Consider the following 18,052-nt stretch of genomic DNA (forward strand, 5'->3'; position numbering starts at 1 on the left):
GCCGCTTATGGACAAATTGCGCCGTCTGGAATACACGTGTAACAACAAATCAGGTTCTCTCGTAATTTATAAAGTACTGTATTTTCTTCTTCTTTTTCAAGTAGTTCATCAAGTGGGAATTCAGGCGCTACTTCCAGTTCATCTGCGATAGCAAGAAGAAGTGCGTTTAATCCTGTTTTAGTCAAAGCAGAGATTGGAAAAACAGGAATCGCTTCGTCTAGTTTTTCTTTAAATTGCTGTAAATTCTCTTCTGCTTCTGGCATATCCATTTTATTGGCTACGACAATTTGTGGCCGTTCTAAAAGGCGTAAGTTGTAATCTTCCAGTTCCTTATTGATTGTCATGAAGTCCTCATAAGGGTCTCGCCCCTCTGCTCCGGACATATCAATCACATGAACAATCACTCGTGTTCGCTCGATATGGCGTAAAAATTGGTGACCTAAACCAACACCTTGGCTAGCCCCTTCAATAAGTCCTGGTAAATCTGCCATTACAAAACTTCGACCATCACCTGTATCGACCATTCCTAAGTTAGGAACAAGGGTTGTAAAATGATAAGCCGCTATTTTAGGGCGTGCAGCAGATACGATGGATAATAATGTCGATTTTCCAACACTTGGAAAGCCAACAAGACCCACGTCTGCCAGTACTTTAAGTTCAAGCTGAATCGAACGCTCTTGTCCTGGCTCACCGTTTTCAGATAGCTCAGGAGCAGGATTAGCAGGTGTTGCAAAACGTTTATTGCCACGACCACCACGACCACCTTTTGCAATAATCGCTCGTTGTCCGTGTGCAACTAAATCTGCAATTGTTTCGCCGGTTTCAAGATCTTTAACAAGCGTACCAGGCGGAACAGGAATCACTAAATCACTTGCACCTCGTCCGTGCATACTTTTACTCATCCCATTTTCGCCGTGCTCTGCTTTAAATTTACGTTTGAAACGAAAATCGACTAAAGTACGTAGACCCTCATCTACTTCAAAAACAACATTTGCTCCTTTTCCGCCATCACCACCAGCAGGACCACCATTTGGAACAAATTTTTCCCGGCGAAAAGCAACCATTCCGTCTCCGCCGTTACCAGCTTTCACATTTATCTTGACCTGATCTACAAACATATCGTTTTAATCTCCCGTTCTTTAAAAGTCTTATCTATCATTATATCAATAAAATAGCCCATCACACAAGATTATTTTTCTTTATAAAGTAGAATAGCTTGCTCTCTCATTTTTTGATGATCTACTATTTTTTTCTGGATAAACGTCGCCAATGATACATTTTGCTTTTTGTTGTTCTGAGACGGACATTTTTTGTGGGTCATGGATAAAATAATCAGGAACAAATTCTAACTCCGGCACAAATTGCCGAATGAAATGACCGTGCGGATCAAACCGCTTCCCCTGTGTCGTAGGATTAAAAATCCGAAAATAAGGAACTGCATCGGTTCCTGTTGAAGCGGCCCACTGCCAGCCTCCAATATTGGACGCTGAATCATAATCGATGAGCATCTCCTCAAAATACCTCTCGCCTAAACGCCAATCCGTTAGTAAATCTTTTGTTAAAAAAGAAGCGACAATCATGCGTAAACGATTATGCATCCATCCTGTTTCATTAAGCTGTCTCATTGCGGCGTCTACAATCGGAAATCCTGTTTGCCCTTTCTTCCACTTATCAAAATGCGCCTGATTCGTATTCCAATTTAAGCCCTGATAATGCTCTTTAATCTCTAAATTTTTTTGATTTGGATTTTCTTTATAAATCATATGGTAAAAATCGCGCCAAGCAAGCTCCTTCATAAATGTTTCTCGTCCCTCGGAATAAGGAGCTTGCATCGCCGCATCATAAACAGTACGAATGGAGATGGCACCCGTTCGGATATAAGGCGAGAGGCGACTTGTCGCGTCAAGCGCTGGGAAATCCCTGTTTTTTTCATACGAATTTAAATGATTCTTGATAAATATGTCAAGCCGTTTTAAAGCTTGTTTCTCTCCCGATAGCTCCATAAAAGTTTGATCTTGGATAAGGTCTAAAATGACATTTTCGTGGTTTCCTACCTCTATAAAATCCTTTTGATTAAATGAATAGCCTAGTGGTTCTTTCTTATGTAAATTTTTCCAAGTATGATAATATGGCGTAAAAACTTTATATGAAGTCCCGTCTGCCTTTTTATTCTCTTCTTCCCCGTGTAAATAACCATCTTGATAAAAACGGGCCGCAACCCCTAAATCTTTCAAAATCTCCTGTGCGTTTTGATCACGTGAAAAGCCAAAACCAGTCTCATCATGATTGAAATAAACCGTGGATAAATCTGGAAAATCTCGTTTCAATCTACGGAAAGCTTCATCAAGTGGACCATCTAAAATTAAAATGGAAATCCCCTTTTGACGCGCCTCTTGCAAAAAGCTCCATACGGTACAAAAAAAGTAATCATGATTTTTCGTGCCCATCTTAAACTGCCTGCGATTAAGATGAAAGAATAATATGATTTTATCCTCTTCCCGTTTATCTAAAAGCGCATGAAAAAGCGCCGTATTGTCCATAAGTCGTAAATCTTTTCGAAACCATACACCTAAAACAGCCATTTAGAACGCACCTCCTAAAAAACTATTGTCGCATAAAAAAGGTGCCAAAAACAACTCTTTGTTTCTGACACCTTTTTCTTATTTAAAGGATTGTGCGGCTTTGACAGCTTTATGCCAGCCGTCGTAAAGCGTTTCGCGTTCATCCTCTTTCATTTTCACATCAAATTTCTTATCAAGTTTCCAGCGCTTAACAATTTCGTTTTATCTTCCCAGACTCCAACCGCAAGTCCTGCTAAATAAGCAGCGCCTAAAACGGTGGTTTCTAAATTATCTGGTCGTTCCACGGGTACATTTAAAATATCCGCCTGGAACTGCATAAGGAAATCATTCGCAGATGCGCCCCCATCAACCCGAAGTGCTTTTAATTTGATTTTAGAGTCTTCTTCCATAGCATGTAACACATCACGCGTTTGATAGGCCAGAGACTCCAGTGTCGCCCGTACAAATTGTTCTTTCTCCGTTCCGCGTGTTAAACCAAAAACAGCTCCACGTACATCAGAATCCCAGTATGGTGCACCTAAACCTACAAATGCTGGCACTACATAAACACCGTCTGATGACTCAATTTTTTCCGCATAACCTTCTGAGTCACTTGATTGACGTAACATTCTTAAGCCATCACGTAACCACTGAATAGCAGATCCTGCCACGAAAATACTACCTTCTAAGGCATATTCTACTTTTCCATCAATGCCCCAAGCAAGCGTTGTTAAAAGTCCATTTTCTGAGCGAACTGCCTTTTCACCTGTGTTCATAAGTAGGAAGCAACCTGTTCCATACGTATTTTTGGCCATCCCACTTTCAAAACAACCTTGTCCGAATAAAGCAGATTGTTGGTCACCGGCAATGCCTGCCACTGGAACTTCCTCGCCAAAGAAATGGTAAGGTACGGTTGTTTCATAAACCTCAGAGGACTGACGAACTTCTGGAAGCATGGATTTTGGAATGTTTAACATTTCTAGTAAATCATCATCCCATTTTAAATCATAAATATTATAAAGAAGTGTACGAGAAGCGTTAGAATAGTCGGTGACATGCGCTTTACCACCCGTAAGTTTCCAAACAAGCCAGCTATCAATTGTGCCGAATAATAACTCTCCAGCCTCAGCACGCTCTTGTGCGCCGTCAACATTATCTAAAATCCAACGTACTTTAGTTCCTGAGAAGTAGGCATCAATTAAAAGTCCTGTTTTTTCACGAACCATTTCTTCTTTACCAGCTTCTTTTAGTTCTTTACAAATATCAGCAGTTTGACGAGATTGCCATACAATGGCATTATAAATCGGGTTTCCGGTTTCTTTGTCCCATACAACTGCTGTTTCACGTTGGTTTGTAATTCCGATTCCTGCAATTTGTTTAGAAGAAATATTCGTTTTAAGTAATACGCCTGCAATTACGGCTAGAATGGACGCCCAAATTTCATTCGCATTATGTTCCACCCAACCTGGTTTTGGAAAAATTTGTTCAAATTCTTCTTGTTCTACCCCTATAACTTCCCCGTCGCTATCGATTATCATCGCACGCGAACTTGTTGTTCCTTGATCGAGTGCTAAAATGTATTTTTTTTCCACAAAAATTTCCTCCTTTTAAGTATTTAGGGGAAAATCCCCCCTGTTCTTCTTATGTGTATTAAACTAACTCTTTTTTCTTGTCTAATGTCATAGAAAGAATGAGTACAAGTACAAACAATACAGCGAACACCCAGAACCATATTCCCATATCTTTATTAATAATGGCGTTATAAGAAAGTGCACCAAGTCCTCCGCCTAGAACCGGACCGATAACTGGAACCCAAGAATATGCCCAATCAGAGCCACCTTTTCCAGAAATTGGCCAGATAAAATGTGCAATACGTGGACCTAAGTCACGAGCTGGATTAATTGCATATCCTGTTGTACCACCAAGACTCATCCCGATTACCACAATCAAACCACCAACAACAAGTGGGTTTAATCCATCAGCAAATTTTCCTGCACCTAAAGATAATAATCCAAATACTAAAATGAATGTACCAAGTGCTTCACCAAAAACGTTCGAGGTATAATGGCGAATAGCCGGTGCCGTTGAAAATACGCCTAATTTTGTAGCTTTATCTTCCGTTTGTTTCCAGTGCGGATAATAATGCAGCCACACTAAGGTTGCGCCGATAAACGCTCCAATAAATTGAGCCGCAATATACGGGAATACATAATCCCACGGGAACGCTCCTGCAAGCGCCATACCAATTGTGACGGCTGGATTTAAATGTGCCATACTCATGTAACCGGAAACATAAACGCCCATCGTAACAGCGAGCCCCCATGCTATTGCAACTACCACCCATCCAGCATTTTCAGCCTTAGACCATTTAAGTGATACGCCAGCAACAACGCCTCCCCCAAATAGTACAAGAACAGCAGTCCCAAGTAATTCTCCCAAAAACTGCGTCCCTAAACTTGTGTCAATCATCTAGAACATCTCCTTTTGATTTTAGTTTGGTCTGTCTTTCCTTTATTCCCCTTCACAAACTTGCCAAACTTACTTTTATTTCAAAAAAAGAATGACAATCAAAACATAGGCAAATCGCAATGATTGCCGTTTTGATTGTCATCTCTTCTCCTGACAAATTGATTAACTTGGTTCTATTAAATCACACTAAGAAAACGCTGTCAATCAATGAACTTGCTATTTATTTCACAAAACAGATAAGTTTAACCTATTGAATTATAAGGTATAGAGTATTTTCTTTTTATTTTTTCACATAAAAAAGTCGAGGCGCATATGACCTCGACTTCTATTTTATGCTTCTTGTGCTGCAGGGTAGACACTTACTTTCTTCTTGTCACGACCCATACGTTCGAAACGAACAACGCCATCTGTTTTAGCGAAAAGAGTATCATCGCCTCCACGACCTACGTTAGTTCCTGGATAAATTTTTGTTCCACGTTGACGATAAAGGATTGAACCGCCAGTAACGAATTGACCGTCTGCACGTTTCGCTCCTAGACGTTTAGACTCGGAATCACGACCATTGGAAGTGGAACCACCGCCTTTTTTGTGGGCAAAATGTTGAATATCAAATTTTAACATGAAATACACCTCCTATTTGGAGTTTATTTTAATATGATCAGGATAGCTGTACGCTAACGACCTAAGTTGATTCACCATTCCATTTAAAAGGATTTGAACATTGCCATTCGTAACAAATTCTTCTGGAACAGTGTAAAAAAGATAACCAGGTTCCTCTTCAAAGATTGGAGGAACACCTTCCATATCTTCTAAAGCACCTATCATTCCAAATACAATAGACGATGCCCCTGCACAAACAAGATCTCTCCCATTTTCTGCAAAATCAGCATGTCCACTCATTGTAAAAGCGGCAATTTGTTCATTTTTCCATTTAATATTGACTTGAATCATGGTTTCGTCCTTTCAAATTAAGCATTGATAGCATCAATTGTTAATTTTGTGTAAGGTTGACGATGACCTTGTTTTTTGTGGTAGTTCTTCTTAGGTTTATATTTATAAACCGTAAGTTTCTTAGCGCGACCTTGCTTAGTAAGCTTAGCCGTAACAGTAGCACCTTCAACAAAAGGAGCTCCCACCTTGGAAGCATCGCCGCCTACGAAAAGAACTTTATCAAAAGTGACAACATCACCAACTTCTCCGTCTAATTTTTCAACGTAGATTTCTTGGCCAGCTTCAACTTTGACTTGTTTACCACCAGTTTCAATAATTGCGTACATACTTGCACCTCCTCATACTCAGACTCGCCATCGTTGGGGGCAAAAAGCACTTAACCCAATTCTGTGCGGTTGTAGCGTGGTGCGCTACAAACATAACAGTAAAATGATATCATATGAACCCCTTAGTGTCAATCATTATTCCACACGTGCAATTTGATAAAACGGAATGGCCTCTTCCGCAATCTCCCAATCAATCGGAGCCTCATCTAAAACACCTAAATCAAGAAAGGCAGATAAAACACTTTCTGTTGTAATGATTAAAATGAAGTTCAGCGACGACAAATCATGCGTCCTTAGTTCCCTTTCCAGTTCATAGGCAAGTGTTAAAGAAGAATTGACATGCCCTCTACCGTTACAACTTGGACAAGTTTCTGAGGTAACTTCAAGTAATGAAGCTTCTTTTTTACGCCTTGTTAACTGCATCAATCCAGTTTTTGAAAATCCTGCCACTTGCGTCGTAATTCGTTCAGCCCGTACACCATTTTCCATTTCTAAAAGAAGTTTATCATGATTTTTATCTGACATACCGCCAATAAAATCAATAACAATAAAACCACTAATTTGACGCAAGCGAATTTGACGTAAAATTTCCGGAACGGCTTCTAAATTAATTTTTGCAACCGTCCTTTCTTTTTCGAAATCTCCCGAAAACGCCCAGAATTGACATCTATTACCCACATCGCTTCGGTCTTTTCGATATACAAGGAAGAACCATTTTTCAAATGAACAACAGGCTGAAATAATTTAGTTATGTTAGTATTTATTTGAAATGTCTCAAATATATCATCATCTCTTAAAATTTTTGTAGCAAAAGGAAAAGAAACATCTGAAACAACATCATCCGTTTGATAGTCATGTATGAAGCGATTTACTTTTTCAAAAAACAAATCTTCAGAAGCATAAATAAGTCCTGGTTGTTTTTTATTTAGAGATAATTGAACTAAATTTGAAAACTGTTGTTGTAGTTCTTTAAAGTGATGCAAAAGTGCCTCTTTATCAAGATTAATTGCTTCAGAACGAATAATGATTGATTCTTCGGGTTCTAGAAATCCAGACATTATTTCAGTTAATTTTATTTTTTCTTGCTCTTCTATGCGTTTTGAAACAGAAATATAGGATTTGCCCTTCATATAAACAAAATACGCATTCGATAATTCAATAATACCTGTAACAAGTGGTAATTTCGTTTTTGTACCCATTCGATTAACCTGCACAAGCAAACGAGCGCCTTGCGTATTGACAAACGAAGCGGGTAGGTCCTTTAAATGCAAAAACCCTTTTTCTTGCCCAAGATTAACAAAAGCAGCATCAATTTTTTTATCTATTTTTTCGATTTGTGCTAGGTAAATATGTCCAACTTGTGCCTTTTCACTTGGACGAAAGAGTTCAAAATCAATTAACTGTTTATTTTCTATAACGGCAATTCGTTTTTCTGTATTTTTAGCATTTACAATAAGCTGCGGCAATCTAATCCCCACCTTCTCTAAAACCATTTCTAATTAGCAAACGTTACTATTTGACTTCAGTCAGAAACCCTCTATAAGAAGAGGGTTCCAGACTGCTGACAAACAGCAATCTTCGTTGTTAAACCCTCCGTTCCGGTGCTCGGCTTTGCTAGAATCTCACCATTTGTCAGCAGTCTGATTTTGGTGAGAATCGTTTTGTTTTGCGTAAACTTTGAGTTTTTCTACAAGTTGAAACCCTCTATAGTAGAGGGTTTTTTTTATTTACCAGTAAATAATTTTTTTAATCGTGCAAAAAAGCCTTCTTTCCGAGTTTCGATAGACATAAGTGGAATAGATTCTCCTAAAAGGCGGCGTACGATATTTCTATACCCTTGTGACGCACGATTATTAGGTAACATAGCCACCGGATCACCGCTATTCGATGAACGAATGACCTCATCGTCATCAATAATAATACCTATTAATTCAATGGATAAATGAGTTGTGATTTCATCAATATCCATCACATCCCCATTTTGCATCATTTGTGTTCGAATTCGGTTAATAATCAATTTTGGTGGTTCAATCTCTTCTTTTTCTAGCAATCCTATAATTCGGTCTGCATCACGTACAGCAGAAATTTCTGGTGTTGTGACCACGATAGCTTTATCAGCACCTGCGACAGCGTTTTTATAACCTGTTTCAATACCAGCAGGCGAATCAATTAAAATATAATCATAATCCGGTTTTAACTCTTCAATTAATGTTTTCATTTGCTCGGCGCTAACCGCAGTTTTATCAGTAGTTTGAGCTGCTGGTAAAAGGAACAATAAATCATCAAAGCGTTTATCTTTAATAAGTGCTTGATGAATTTTACATCTTCCTTCAATAACATCTACTAAATCATAAATAATTCTATTTTCAAGTCCAAGGACAACATCTAAGTTTCGAAGGCCAATATCCATATCAACCAAGCAAACTTTTTTGCCTTGAAGTGCAAGCGCTGTTCCTAGATTGGCAGTTGAAGTAGTTTTCCCAACGCCGCCTTTCCCAGAAGTAATGACTATAGCCTCACCCATGTTTATCGTCCTCCCTCATAATTTGAAATTTCTGGTCTAATCTTTCTGATTTTATGTATATCGTCAATTACGATTTCGTCTTGGTTGATAAAAGCGGAAAAAAAGCTCCGTATCAGCCACTTCTTTATAGTCTTCGCTATCAAAACCAAAAAAATTTATCAGCAATTCGAACTTGTGACGGATATAAAAATTTGCCAGCTACAACGGCTTCTTTATTCCCTTCAAAACCTGCATGGACAATCCCTTTAATATGCCCCAACACAAAAATATTGCCCGAGGAACGAATTTGTCCGCCTGGGTTTATATCGCCAATTAAAAGGACATCACCTTTTACCTGAACAATCTGTCCTGAACGAATTATCGTAGCAAGCGAATAAATTTGATCGGCTTCTTTCCACTTTTTTGCATCTGCTTTTGTCATTACATTACTATAAAAGGCCCCGATTTTCATCTGGCTATTTTGTATAATGATATTAGCAATTTCAGCCTCTTCTTCTTCACTAAAAAGGCGATTCCCAATTTGAACTTGTACAGCAAGCTTCTCTCCAGAATAAGGTGCTGGTTTTTGTTCTTCTAAAAGACTAATCAATTCTGTCTTTAATTCTTGGATGCTTGCAGTATCACTTAAAAAAATTTGAATACCGTCTTTTGTGCCTTTCATTTGAACATTTTTCTTCATGCCTCTAATCACCCCACTAAACTCATTTCTCAAAACGCATTGCTTGTTTTATTATAGCAGAACTTTAACTTCATGAACATAAAAAACAGCTTAATCATGATTATCAAGTAACTATTACGGCGTTAGTTGATTTTTCACACACGATTTAAGCTGTTTTCATTACGATTCAGATTTTTTTAGTTTGAGTAAAAACAAACGGAACGGGAAGAAGACAACTAAATAAAAAGCCAAGTTAAATAAGATGGTTGTCCATAAACGATAATCAATAAAATCAGCAAAGCTTATTGTTGTTGTCCCGATTAAATAATAAAAAGCATAAACAAGAGTCTCACTTAAAATAACATTGAAAATAGCAATTAATCCTACTAATACAATATTATTATGCAATACTTTTAGGAATTTTTCGGTTATATATACAACGAATGGGAAAATAGCAAAATAAATCCCCATCACACCAGTGTAATAAATATCAAATAATATTCCTAAAATAAAAGCATAAATGAGCGCTACATTTCGTTTATAAAAAGCGGTCATAATGACAAGCATAATGAGGAGAAAATGAGGAATAAATAGCCTACTTTCACCAAACAATGATTGTCCAAACTGAAGACTTACGACACCTTCAAGTATGAAGGTGCCTATCATGATAACGGGAAGCCAAATGGTTTTCTTCACATTCATGATTAATTGCCTCCAGTCGACGATGAATCACTAGTTTCCGAATCAGTCGAGTCAGAAGGAGTTTCAGCAGTACGTTTTAAAATAATAATATGGTTTAAATCGTAAAGGTCAGCACCTGGTTTAACATATGCTGTTTGCGATAATCCCATTTTATCAGTTTCTACCTTCTCAATCGTTCCAATAAAGATACCAGAAGGAAATTTCCCACCTAAACCAGAAGTAACAATTTTTTGCCCTTTTTTAAATTTCATATCATAAGGTAATTGTTTTAATTCTAAAAGTTTTTCATCTGTACTATAGCCGTTAATAATTCCATATGCCGAGTCACTACCTTGAACCATTGCTGAGACACGATTACGCGTATCTGAAGATGTTAAAAGCTCCACAGTGGAGGATTTTGCCCCTGTTGTTGTAATTCGCCCTACTAAACCAGAAGGAGTCACTACAGCCATATCAGGTTTCACACCATCACGCGACCCTTTATCGATTTCAACTTGTTCATTCCAATTTGTTGGATTTCGTGAAATAACAGAGCCATTAATCGGATCATAATCACTCAAACTAGACTGGATACCTAGTGATTCTTTTAATTCTTTATTTTCTTTCTTTAAATCTGCTACATTACTTTCTAATTGCGCCAATTCTTCTAAACGTTTTTTTAAATGCTCGTTCTCCGTATAAGTGTTTTTTAAATTTTTGCTGCCACTTATAACATCAGAAACAAAGCTTGCAGGTTTTGCCACTAAATTTTCACCAAAACCAACAACATCTTTTACAAATTGTTCCGGCCAAGATGCATTTTCTCTGTCTCTGAGAGAAAAACCGACAAGGGCCACAAGCACAATGATTGCGATCAACATAACAATTAAACGTTTATTAAGAAAAAATTGTGGCATAACGAACACCTCATCTCGTTAATCCTCTTTTTTCAATTTGAAGCTAACACTTTCTAGTTGAAATAAATGAGTGTTCCATTTAATTCATTTTTTTCTTTTTGTATAAATCCATGTTTTCAAGTGCTTTTCCTGTTCCGATAGCTACACAGTCAAGTGGCTCATCCGCAATAATAACAGGCATTTTGGTTTCTTCCGAAATAACAGAGTCTAAATTACGTAATAAAGCTCCGCCTCCTGTAAGTACAATACCTTTATCCATAATATCAGCTGACAATTCGGGCGGTGTATTTTCTAAAGTGCTCTTAACAGCATCAATAATTGCAGAAATCGTATCCGCTAAAGCTTCACTAACCTCTTCAGGTGTTACCTCAATTGTCTTTGGTAATCCTGTTACTAAATCACGTCCACGAATGCTAAATGGTTCTAAATTTAGATTTGTTGCATCAGCAGACCCAATTTCCATTTTAATCGACTCAGCTGTACGATCACCGATAAGTAAATTATATTTTTTTCGAATATAGTTAATAATAGATTCATCAAGATCATCCCCTGCTGTACGCACAGAACGGCTTGTTACAATCCCGCCAAGAGAAATGACAGCAACTTCAGTAGTCCCCCCACCAATATCAACTACCATACTTCCTGTTGGATCCCAAACAGGTAGACCAGCGCCGATTGCAGCTGCAAAAGGCTCTTCGATTGTATAAGCATCTTTTGCCCCTGCTTGTCTTGTAGCATCAATTACAGCACGTTTTTCAACACCTGTAATACCAGATGGTACACAAATCATCACAAAAGGTTTACTTGCGCTCATTCCTTTGCTAGCTTTTTGAATATAATACTTCATCATTGCTGCTGTCGTATCATAGTCGGCGATAACGCCATCTTTCATTGGACGAATAGCCACAATATTCCCAGGTGTTCTCCCAATCATATTTTTAGCTTCACTACCAACCGCCACAATTTCCTGTGTGTCTTTCTTCATAGCAACAACTGAAGGTTCTCTAAGAACAATACTCTTTCCTTTCATGTACACAAGTGTGTTTGCAGTTCCTAAATCAATGCCGATATCTTTGTTTCCAAATCCAAACATCTGTATTCTCCTTTTCTTTCAATAGTTAACTTTGTATAAGTCATAATGAATCTGACACATTTGTACAGTTCATAAGTTAAGTCTACCTTATCCCTCGCGTGTCACTGTTTCTATCTAACACATATACAACCATTACATTATAACATAACTGTTACTAAGAGGCATTAATTTTTAATATAGAGAAATAAAATTATAAATTTCTTTAGAAATAACTTTTTTCACGCATGCTCAAATGCTTATTTTGGGCAATAATAATATGATCGAGTAAGCGAACACCTAAAAGTTCACCGGATGCTGCCAGACGTTTGGTTACCTTAATATCTTCTTTTGATGGTGTAGGATCACCGGAAGGATGGTTATGAAAACAAATTAACGATGCTGCTGACACTCTTAAAGCGATTCGGAAAACTTCGCGCGGATGGACAACACTCATATTTAAACTTCCAATAAATACAGTTTCTCTGTGGATAATTTGGTTTTTAATATTTAAAAACACACAATGGAAATGTTCTTGATATAAAAACCTAAGTTCAGGCTTCACAATAGATACGGCATCAGACGGAGACTTCACCATGTATTTTTCACTTTCCGTCTGTTGATTAAGTCGTTTTCCAAACTCAAGTGCAGCTACAATTTTAGCTGATTTCGCAAGACCAATGCCGTTTATTTTTTGTTCAGTTCTTTGATTGTGGCTTGTTCCACGCTATCTAGTTCTCTAAACCGCATAACGATTCGATTTGCTACAGAAATAACGGATTCATTTTTAGTTCCTGTTTCTATAATTAAAGCCATCAACTCTGATAGCGTCAGAGATTCTGCTCCGTGCTGTACCAATTTTTCACGTGGTTTCTCTTCAAGTTTTAAACTCATTAGACAATACCAGCTTCCAAAAACAAATAGCAAACATATCCTAAAAAGAGAAATGGCACAAAAGGAATCATTTTAGTTCTAGGAAACTTTTGTAGTAAGACAGCTAAACCAATTGCAAGCAGGGCAAGTATTAGTGAAATAAAGAAAATTTTATAACTGTTTACAAAACCGAGCGCTGTTCCTAAAATAATCAAAATCTTTATATCTCCTAAGCCAAACCCCTTCCTTACAAAAAAATAAAAAAAGGCTATACACAAATAGGCTCGCGATAAATTGAATGATGATTAATATCATTGAATAATATAAAAAGCGATAAAAACAAACTATGATTAAAAATAAGAGAATCATAAGATTAGGTACATGCAAAAAATATAAATCTGTAAGAAGAAAAAAATATAAAAAAGAGAAAAATGATAAAGTGAATGCTGGTCATAAATTCAAATTTAAATAATCCGTAGAACAAAAGTATTAGAAAAGGTAAGCTGATTTCTTGAATGATATAAAGCGGACTTAACTTTTTTTTGCAACATTTTGTTCTCCCCTTTTGAATAAAAAAAAGAAAAAGATAGGAATCATTTGGTGATAAGATAATGACTTTTCGCAATAATCACAGTGTGACCGACGAAATAAGAATGGTTTTTGTTGTGGGAAATTTTGTGCAAACACATGTAAAAAGGATCCAATTATGGAACTATAAACGAAAATATATACATAAATCATAGTAAAAATACCTCCATTTCAGCTTGACTTTAACAGATTCAAGAAAAAATGGCACATCTAGAAAAAAGCTTTTTGGGGAGAAAATAGTTTAAGAAAAAATCTTTTTTTATATATGGCTTTCCTTTTTTAGTTTAGTTTGGAGTTTCAAAAAAACATTTTGATCATTTGCCCTGTATTTTGATTTCGCATATAGTAAAAAGACTCCCCGTTATGAGGAGTCAAACTAATAAAAAAATGGAATTTCCCCCCATTTGGCTTTATCTTCAGTCTGAGGAGGAATTATATGCAAGTAAAAATTGTCTTACTTCTGAAATGAAATAAAGTGAACCCGTGACATATAGTGTATGATGCAATTTCTCTGATTTTTTTTGTTCAATAAACTCTTTCCAATTAGGAACAGCGTGGATAGAAAAATGTTTGGCTATCTCTTCAACTTCTTCAAATGTTAAGGCTCTTGGATAGTCAAATGTTGTTAAGTATAATTGGATGTTTTTGATTTCTTTTAGAGACCGAAGCATTGTTTCATAATCTTTATCTCCTAAAATACTAATTAAAAGAGTCACATTTTTTTCGTTCTGAATATTATTAACTAGCGCTTGGATACCTTCTGGATTATGGGCGCCATCAAGGATAAAATTAGGGGTACCTTGGATAGTTTCGAATCTTCCAGGCCAAAAAGCTTTACTTAATCCTTTGTATATAGATGTACTAGAAAGAGAAAGAATGTTAGTTTGACTTAAAACTAGTAAGGCCTGTATGGCTACAGAAGCATTTTGAATTTGATGATCGCCGTTCAAACTAATTTGAAGGTCAATGAAATTCTGATCATGGTTACGGAAAGTGAATTTATTTTTAGCGAATTTTTTGTGATTCAAAAGTTTGACCATAAAAATCAATGGTGGTGAGGTTTTTATCCGCAATTTCTTTTAATACTTTGCAAACAGAAGGCTGGGTTGTGCCAGAGACGACAGGAACTCCTTTTTTTATAATGCCACCTTTTTCAAAAGCAATTTCTTCAATGGAGTTTCCTAAAAATTCCATATGGTCAAGGCCAATAGTTGTAATGACAGAGATTAAAGGTGTTAAAACATTAGTGGAATCTAAGCGCCCGCCGAGTCCGACTTCAATTATGCCAAAATCTATTTCATCGTACTCTGCAAAGTTTAGAAACATCATCGTTGTGATGATTTCAAATTCTGAAGGTGGACCAAGATCAGTTTTTGCAACTTCTTCTACGATTGGAAAAATTCGATTTGCTAATTCAATAATTCGTTCATCGGAAACGGGAATATTATTGACGGCAATACGTTCATTGAACCGCTCGATATACGGCGAAGTAAAAGTGCCAATGCGGTAGCCTTCTATCTCTAAAATTGAGCGCATAAGGGTAAGTGTAGAGCCCTTTCCATTTGTTCCTGCAATATGTATCCATTTTGTCTTTGTTTCAGGATTTCCAAGTAATTCTAACATTTTTTCCATGCGAGATAGGCCAGGTTTAATACCTAAACGTAAGGTCCCGTGAATCCATTCTAATGTTTCTTCGTATGTGGCAAAAAACAACGATATCCCCTCCTTTAGAAGAAGCAGCCTCATTTAATCAAAACAAGGCTGCTACAATCTTTATTTCTTTTTCAAATTTGCAATTCGTTCTTCAACAGAGGATTTTTTAGCTAAGTAATCGGATTCTTTTGCGCGCTCCTCTTCAATTACTTTTTCAGGAGCTTTGGCCATAAATCGTTCATTAGCTAATTTTCCTTGAACACGTGAAACTTCTTTATTCCATTTGTCTAGTTCTTTTTCAAGACGAACGATTTCTTCTTCAATGTTAATTAAGCCTTCTAATGGCAAATAAATTTCCACGCCAGAAATTACAGCTGTCATTGCAGAATCGGATGGTTTTAAATCAAATGAAATAGTCAGTTTCTCAGGATTACAAAAACGTTCTATATAAGACATGTTTTGTTCCAGAATAGCTTTATATTTTTCATCCGCTGGTTTTAGCTCGATATCAACTTTTTTACTAAGTGGTGTATTTACTTCGGAGCGAATATTTCTTACTACACGAATAATATCAACTAGTGTTTTCATCGCTTCTGAAGCTTCCTTATCCATTTGTTTATCATTTACTACAGGCCATTTGGCAATTGAAATAGACTTCCCATCATGAGGCAGATTCTGCCAAATTTCTTCTGTAACAAATGGCATGAAAGGATGAAGTAAGCGCATTGTTTGATCTAAAACAAACGCAAGAACAGAACGAGTTGTGTGTTTAGCACCCTCATCTTCACCATATAGCGAAATTTTAGCGATTTCGATGTACCAATCACAAAATTCATCCCAAATGAAATTATAAAGTGTCCGTCCTACTTCGCCAAACTCATATTTTTCAGAAAGAGAAGTTACGGTTTCAATGGTCTCGTTAAGTCGGGTTAAAATCCATTTATCACTCACTTCAGTAACATTGGACAAATCAATGTCTTGAACTTTTAAGCCATTCATATTAATGAGTGCAAATCTTGAGGCATTCCATATCTTATTAATAAAATTCCAAGATGCTTCTACTTTTTCATAACTAAATTTTAAATCTTGGCCAGGAGCTGTTCCAGTGGATAAGGTATAACGTAAGGAATCTGCCCCGTATTTATCAATAACATCAATAGGGTCAACCCCATTCCCTAGAGATTTTGACATTTTACGTCCCTCAGCATCACGAACTAACCCGTGAATGAGCGTATCTTTGAAAGGTCGTTCTCCTGTGAATTCAACAGATTGGAAAATCATGCGTGATACCCAGAAATAAATGATATCGTAACCTGTGACAAGTGTATGGTTAGGGAAGAAATGTTTATAATCGGGACTATCTATATTAGGCCAGCCCATTGTTGAAAAAGGCCATAACGCTGAGCTAAACCATGTATCTAAAACATCCTCATCTTGTTCCCATTCGCTTGGGTTTGCAGGTGCTTTTTCGCCAACGTAGATTTCCCCTGTTTCTTTGTGATACCAAGCAGGAATTCTATGCCCCCACCACAATTGTCTTGATACACACCAGTCATGGATGTTTTCCATCCAAGTGGAATATGTTTTTTCAAATCGGTTTGGAACAAAATTTACTTTAGTAGCTTCCTCTTTTTGAATGTCAAGAGCAGCTTTTGCAAGAGGTTGCATTTTTACAAACCATTGCATGGATAAATAAGGTTCTACAACTGCATCAGTTCGTTCAGAATGACCAACTGAATGTAAGTGCGGCTCTTGTTTAATGAATAAGCCTAGTTCTTTGAAATCTTGAATGATGGCTTTTCTCGCTTCGAAACGATCCATCCCGTCATACTTACCTGACTCTTCGTTCATTGTGCCATCTTCATGCATGACGATTATACGCGGTAAATCATGGCGATTACCTACTTCGAAATCATTAGGATCATGGGCAGGCGTGATTTTAACAGCTCCAGATCCAAATTCTCGGTCAACATAGTCATCAGCAACAATTGGAATTTCGCGATTTAAGATGGGTAATAAAATAGTTTTGCCAACTAGATGCGCATATCTTTCATCTTTCGGATGAACAGCAACAGCTGTGTCTCCAGGGATGGTTTCAGGTCGTGTTGTCGCCACTTCTAAAAAACCAGTTCCATCTGCTAAAGGATATTTTAAATGGTAGAAATTCCCTTCCACTTCTTTATGAATTACTTCAATATCAGAAAGCGCAGTTTTGGCAACAGGATCCCAGTTGATAATATATTCGCCTCGATAAATTAACCCTTTTTCATATAAAGAAACGAAAACTTTCTTTACAGCATCAGATAGACCTTCATCTAAAGTGAAGCGTTCTCTTGAGTAATCTAAACCTAAGCCTAGCTTCTCCCACTGCGCCCGAATAAATGTCGCATATTCTTCTTTCCATTCCCAAGATTTTTCAAGAAATTTCTCGCGGCCGAGGTCATGGCGGGATACATTTGTCTCTTTTAATTTAGCCTCTACTTTAGCTTGGGTAGCGATTCCGGCATGATCCATTCCAGGAAGATATAAAGTATCATAGCCTTGCATACGTTTAATTCTTGTGATGATATCTTGCAAAGTAGTATCCCAAGCATGCCCTAAATGTAGTTTCCCGGTTACATTGGGTGGCGGAATTACAACGCTATAAGGAGTTTTATTTGAATCACCTTCTGCTTTAAAAAAGTCATTTTCAAGCCACCATTTGTATTTTCCTTCTTCCACTTTAGTAGGTTCATATTTTGTTGGCATTTCAATTTCATTCAAGTTTTCCATCTTTAGACCT

The 18,052-nt window shown here is 37.1% G+C and carries 12 protein-coding genes, 6 pseudogenes and 1 other annotated feature; all 18 genes and pseudogenes read right to left on the reverse strand.

Going from position 1 to position 18,052, the window contains the following annotated elements:
• Nucleotides 1-5: 5 nt before the first annotated feature.
• The 18 genes and pseudogenes from obgE to LFLEISCH_RS07670 all read right to left on the reverse strand — a co-directional run bounded on the left by obgE (nucleotide 6) and on the right by LFLEISCH_RS07670 (nucleotide 18,042).
• Nucleotides 6-1,118, reverse strand: a complete 1,113-nt coding sequence (gene obgE, locus LFLEISCH_RS07590; RefSeq protein WP_007475113.1) for a GTPase ObgE — start codon at nucleotides 1,116-1,118, stop codon at nucleotides 6-8.
• A 71-nt stretch (nucleotides 1,119-1,189) separates the two neighbouring features.
• Nucleotides 1,190-2,582: pseudogene (locus LFLEISCH_RS07595) on the reverse strand (cryptochrome/photolyase family protein).
• Nucleotides 2,583-2,660: 78 nt separating this feature from the next.
• Nucleotides 2,661-4,153 (reverse strand): annotated as a pseudogene (gene glpK / locus LFLEISCH_RS07600) (glycerol kinase GlpK).
• Nucleotides 4,154-4,211: 58 nt separating this feature from the next.
• Nucleotides 4,212-5,030, reverse strand: coding sequence for an MIP/aquaporin family protein (locus LFLEISCH_RS07605; protein ID WP_007475122.1), 819 nt, complete (start codon nucleotides 5,028-5,030; stop codon nucleotides 4,212-4,214).
• 330 nt (nucleotides 5,031-5,360) lie between these two features.
• On the reverse strand, nucleotides 5,361-5,651 hold the full coding sequence (gene rpmA / locus LFLEISCH_RS07610; RefSeq protein ID WP_007475125.1) for a 50S ribosomal protein L27: 291 nt from the start codon (nucleotides 5,649-5,651) through the stop codon (nucleotides 5,361-5,363).
• A 12-nt stretch (nucleotides 5,652-5,663) separates the two neighbouring features.
• A complete protein-coding gene (locus LFLEISCH_RS07615; RefSeq protein ID WP_007475127.1) occupies nucleotides 5,664-5,981 on the reverse strand; it encodes a ribosomal-processing cysteine protease Prp in 318 nt (105 codons plus the stop codon).
• Between the two features lie 17 nt (nucleotides 5,982-5,998).
• Complete coding sequence (gene rplU, locus LFLEISCH_RS07620; protein WP_007475128.1) at nucleotides 5,999-6,307, reverse strand: 50S ribosomal protein L21; 309 nt, start codon at nucleotides 6,305-6,307, stop codon at nucleotides 5,999-6,001.
• 10 nt (nucleotides 6,308-6,317) lie between these two features.
• Nucleotides 6,318-6,388: a sequence feature (ribosomal protein L21 leader region), on the reverse strand.
• 54 nt (nucleotides 6,389-6,442) lie between these two features.
• Nucleotides 6,443-7,773, reverse strand: a pseudogene (locus tag LFLEISCH_RS16370) (ribonuclease E/G).
• Nucleotides 7,774-8,030: 257 nt separating this feature from the next.
• Nucleotides 8,031-8,831 (reverse strand): septum site-determining protein MinD, encoded by an 801-nt coding sequence (gene minD / locus LFLEISCH_RS07630; protein ID WP_007475129.1) that lies wholly within the window; start codon nucleotides 8,829-8,831, stop codon nucleotides 8,031-8,033.
• A 2-nt stretch (nucleotides 8,832-8,833) separates the two neighbouring features.
• A pseudogene (minC, locus tag LFLEISCH_RS07635) lies at nucleotides 8,834-9,510 on the reverse strand (septum site-determining protein MinC).
• Between the two features lie 159 nt (nucleotides 9,511-9,669).
• Nucleotides 9,670-10,191, reverse strand: a complete 522-nt coding sequence (mreD, locus tag LFLEISCH_RS07640) for a rod shape-determining protein MreD (RefSeq protein WP_007475131.1) — start codon at nucleotides 10,189-10,191, stop codon at nucleotides 9,670-9,672.
• A 2-nt stretch (nucleotides 10,192-10,193) separates the two neighbouring features.
• Nucleotides 10,194-11,087 (reverse strand): rod shape-determining protein MreC, encoded by an 894-nt coding sequence (gene mreC, locus LFLEISCH_RS07645; protein ID WP_007475133.1) that lies wholly within the window; start codon nucleotides 11,085-11,087, stop codon nucleotides 10,194-10,196.
• Nucleotides 11,088-11,166: 79 nt separating this feature from the next.
• On the reverse strand, nucleotides 11,167-12,180 hold the full coding sequence (locus LFLEISCH_RS07650; RefSeq protein ID WP_007475135.1) for a rod shape-determining protein: 1,014 nt from the start codon (nucleotides 12,178-12,180) through the stop codon (nucleotides 11,167-11,169).
• A gap of 202 nt (nucleotides 12,181-12,382) precedes the next feature.
• Nucleotides 12,383-13,050: pseudogene (gene radC, locus LFLEISCH_RS07655) on the reverse strand (RadC family protein).
• Nucleotides 13,050-13,307, reverse strand: coding sequence for a prepilin peptidase (locus LFLEISCH_RS14660; protein WP_338151544.1), 258 nt, complete (start codon nucleotides 13,305-13,307; stop codon nucleotides 13,050-13,052). Before LFLEISCH_RS14660 ends, radC begins: the two are co-directional and overlap by 1 nt.
• Nucleotides 13,308-13,560: 253 nt before the next feature.
• Nucleotides 13,561-13,770 (reverse strand): prepilin peptidase, encoded by a 210-nt coding sequence (locus LFLEISCH_RS16490; RefSeq protein WP_007475139.1) that lies wholly within the window; start codon nucleotides 13,768-13,770, stop codon nucleotides 13,561-13,563.
• A 263-nt stretch (nucleotides 13,771-14,033) separates the two neighbouring features.
• Nucleotides 14,034-15,330: pseudogene (locus tag LFLEISCH_RS07665) on the reverse strand (bifunctional folylpolyglutamate synthase/dihydrofolate synthase).
• A gap of 60 nt (nucleotides 15,331-15,390) precedes the next feature.
• Entirely contained in the window at nucleotides 15,391-18,042 is a 2,652-nt protein-coding gene (locus tag LFLEISCH_RS07670; protein WP_040504803.1) for a valine--tRNA ligase, read from the reverse strand.
• Nucleotides 18,043-18,052: the final 10 nt, after the last annotated feature.

Origin of the sequence: Listeria fleischmannii subsp. fleischmannii LU2006-1, from assembly GCF_000344175.1 — a bacterium.
GTDB lineage: Bacteria > Bacillota > Bacilli > Lactobacillales > Listeriaceae > Listeria > Listeria fleischmannii.

Bases quoted from the DNA above. Each gene is read 5' to 3' on its own strand.
- rpmA (WP_007475125.1), bottom strand. From the start codon at position 5,651: ATGTTAAAATTTGATATTCAACATTTTGCCCACAAAAAAGGCGGTGGT.
- LFLEISCH_RS16490 (WP_007475139.1), bottom strand. From the start codon at position 13,770: ATGATTTATGTATATATTTTCGTTTATAGTTCCATAATTGGATCCTTT.
- rplU (WP_007475128.1), bottom strand. From the start codon at position 6,307: ATGTACGCAATTATTGAAACTGGTGGTAAACAAGTCAAAGTTGAAGCT.
- mreC (WP_007475133.1), bottom strand. From the start codon at position 11,087: ATGCCACAATTTTTTCTTAATAAACGTTTAATTGTTATGTTGATCGCA.
- LFLEISCH_RS07615 (WP_007475127.1), bottom strand. From the start codon at position 5,981: ATGATTCAAGTCAATATTAAATGGAAAAATGAACAAATTGCCGCTTTT.
- LFLEISCH_RS07650 (WP_007475135.1), bottom strand. From the start codon at position 12,180: ATGTTTGGATTTGGAAACAAAGATATCGGCATTGATTTAGGAACTGCA.
- LFLEISCH_RS07605 (WP_007475122.1), bottom strand. From the start codon at position 5,030: ATGATTGACACAAGTTTAGGGACGCAGTTTTTGGGAGAATTACTTGGG.
- minD (WP_007475129.1), bottom strand. From the start codon at position 8,831: ATGGGTGAGGCTATAGTCATTACTTCTGGGAAAGGCGGCGTTGGGAAA.
- obgE (WP_007475113.1), bottom strand. From the start codon at position 1,118: ATGTTTGTAGATCAGGTCAAGATAAATGTGAAAGCTGGTAACGGCGGA.
- mreD (WP_007475131.1), bottom strand. From the start codon at position 10,191: ATGAATGTGAAGAAAACCATTTGGCTTCCCGTTATCATGATAGGCACC.
- LFLEISCH_RS07670 (WP_040504803.1), bottom strand. From the start codon at position 18,042: ATGGAAAACTTGAATGAAATTGAAATGCCAACAAAATATGAACCTACT.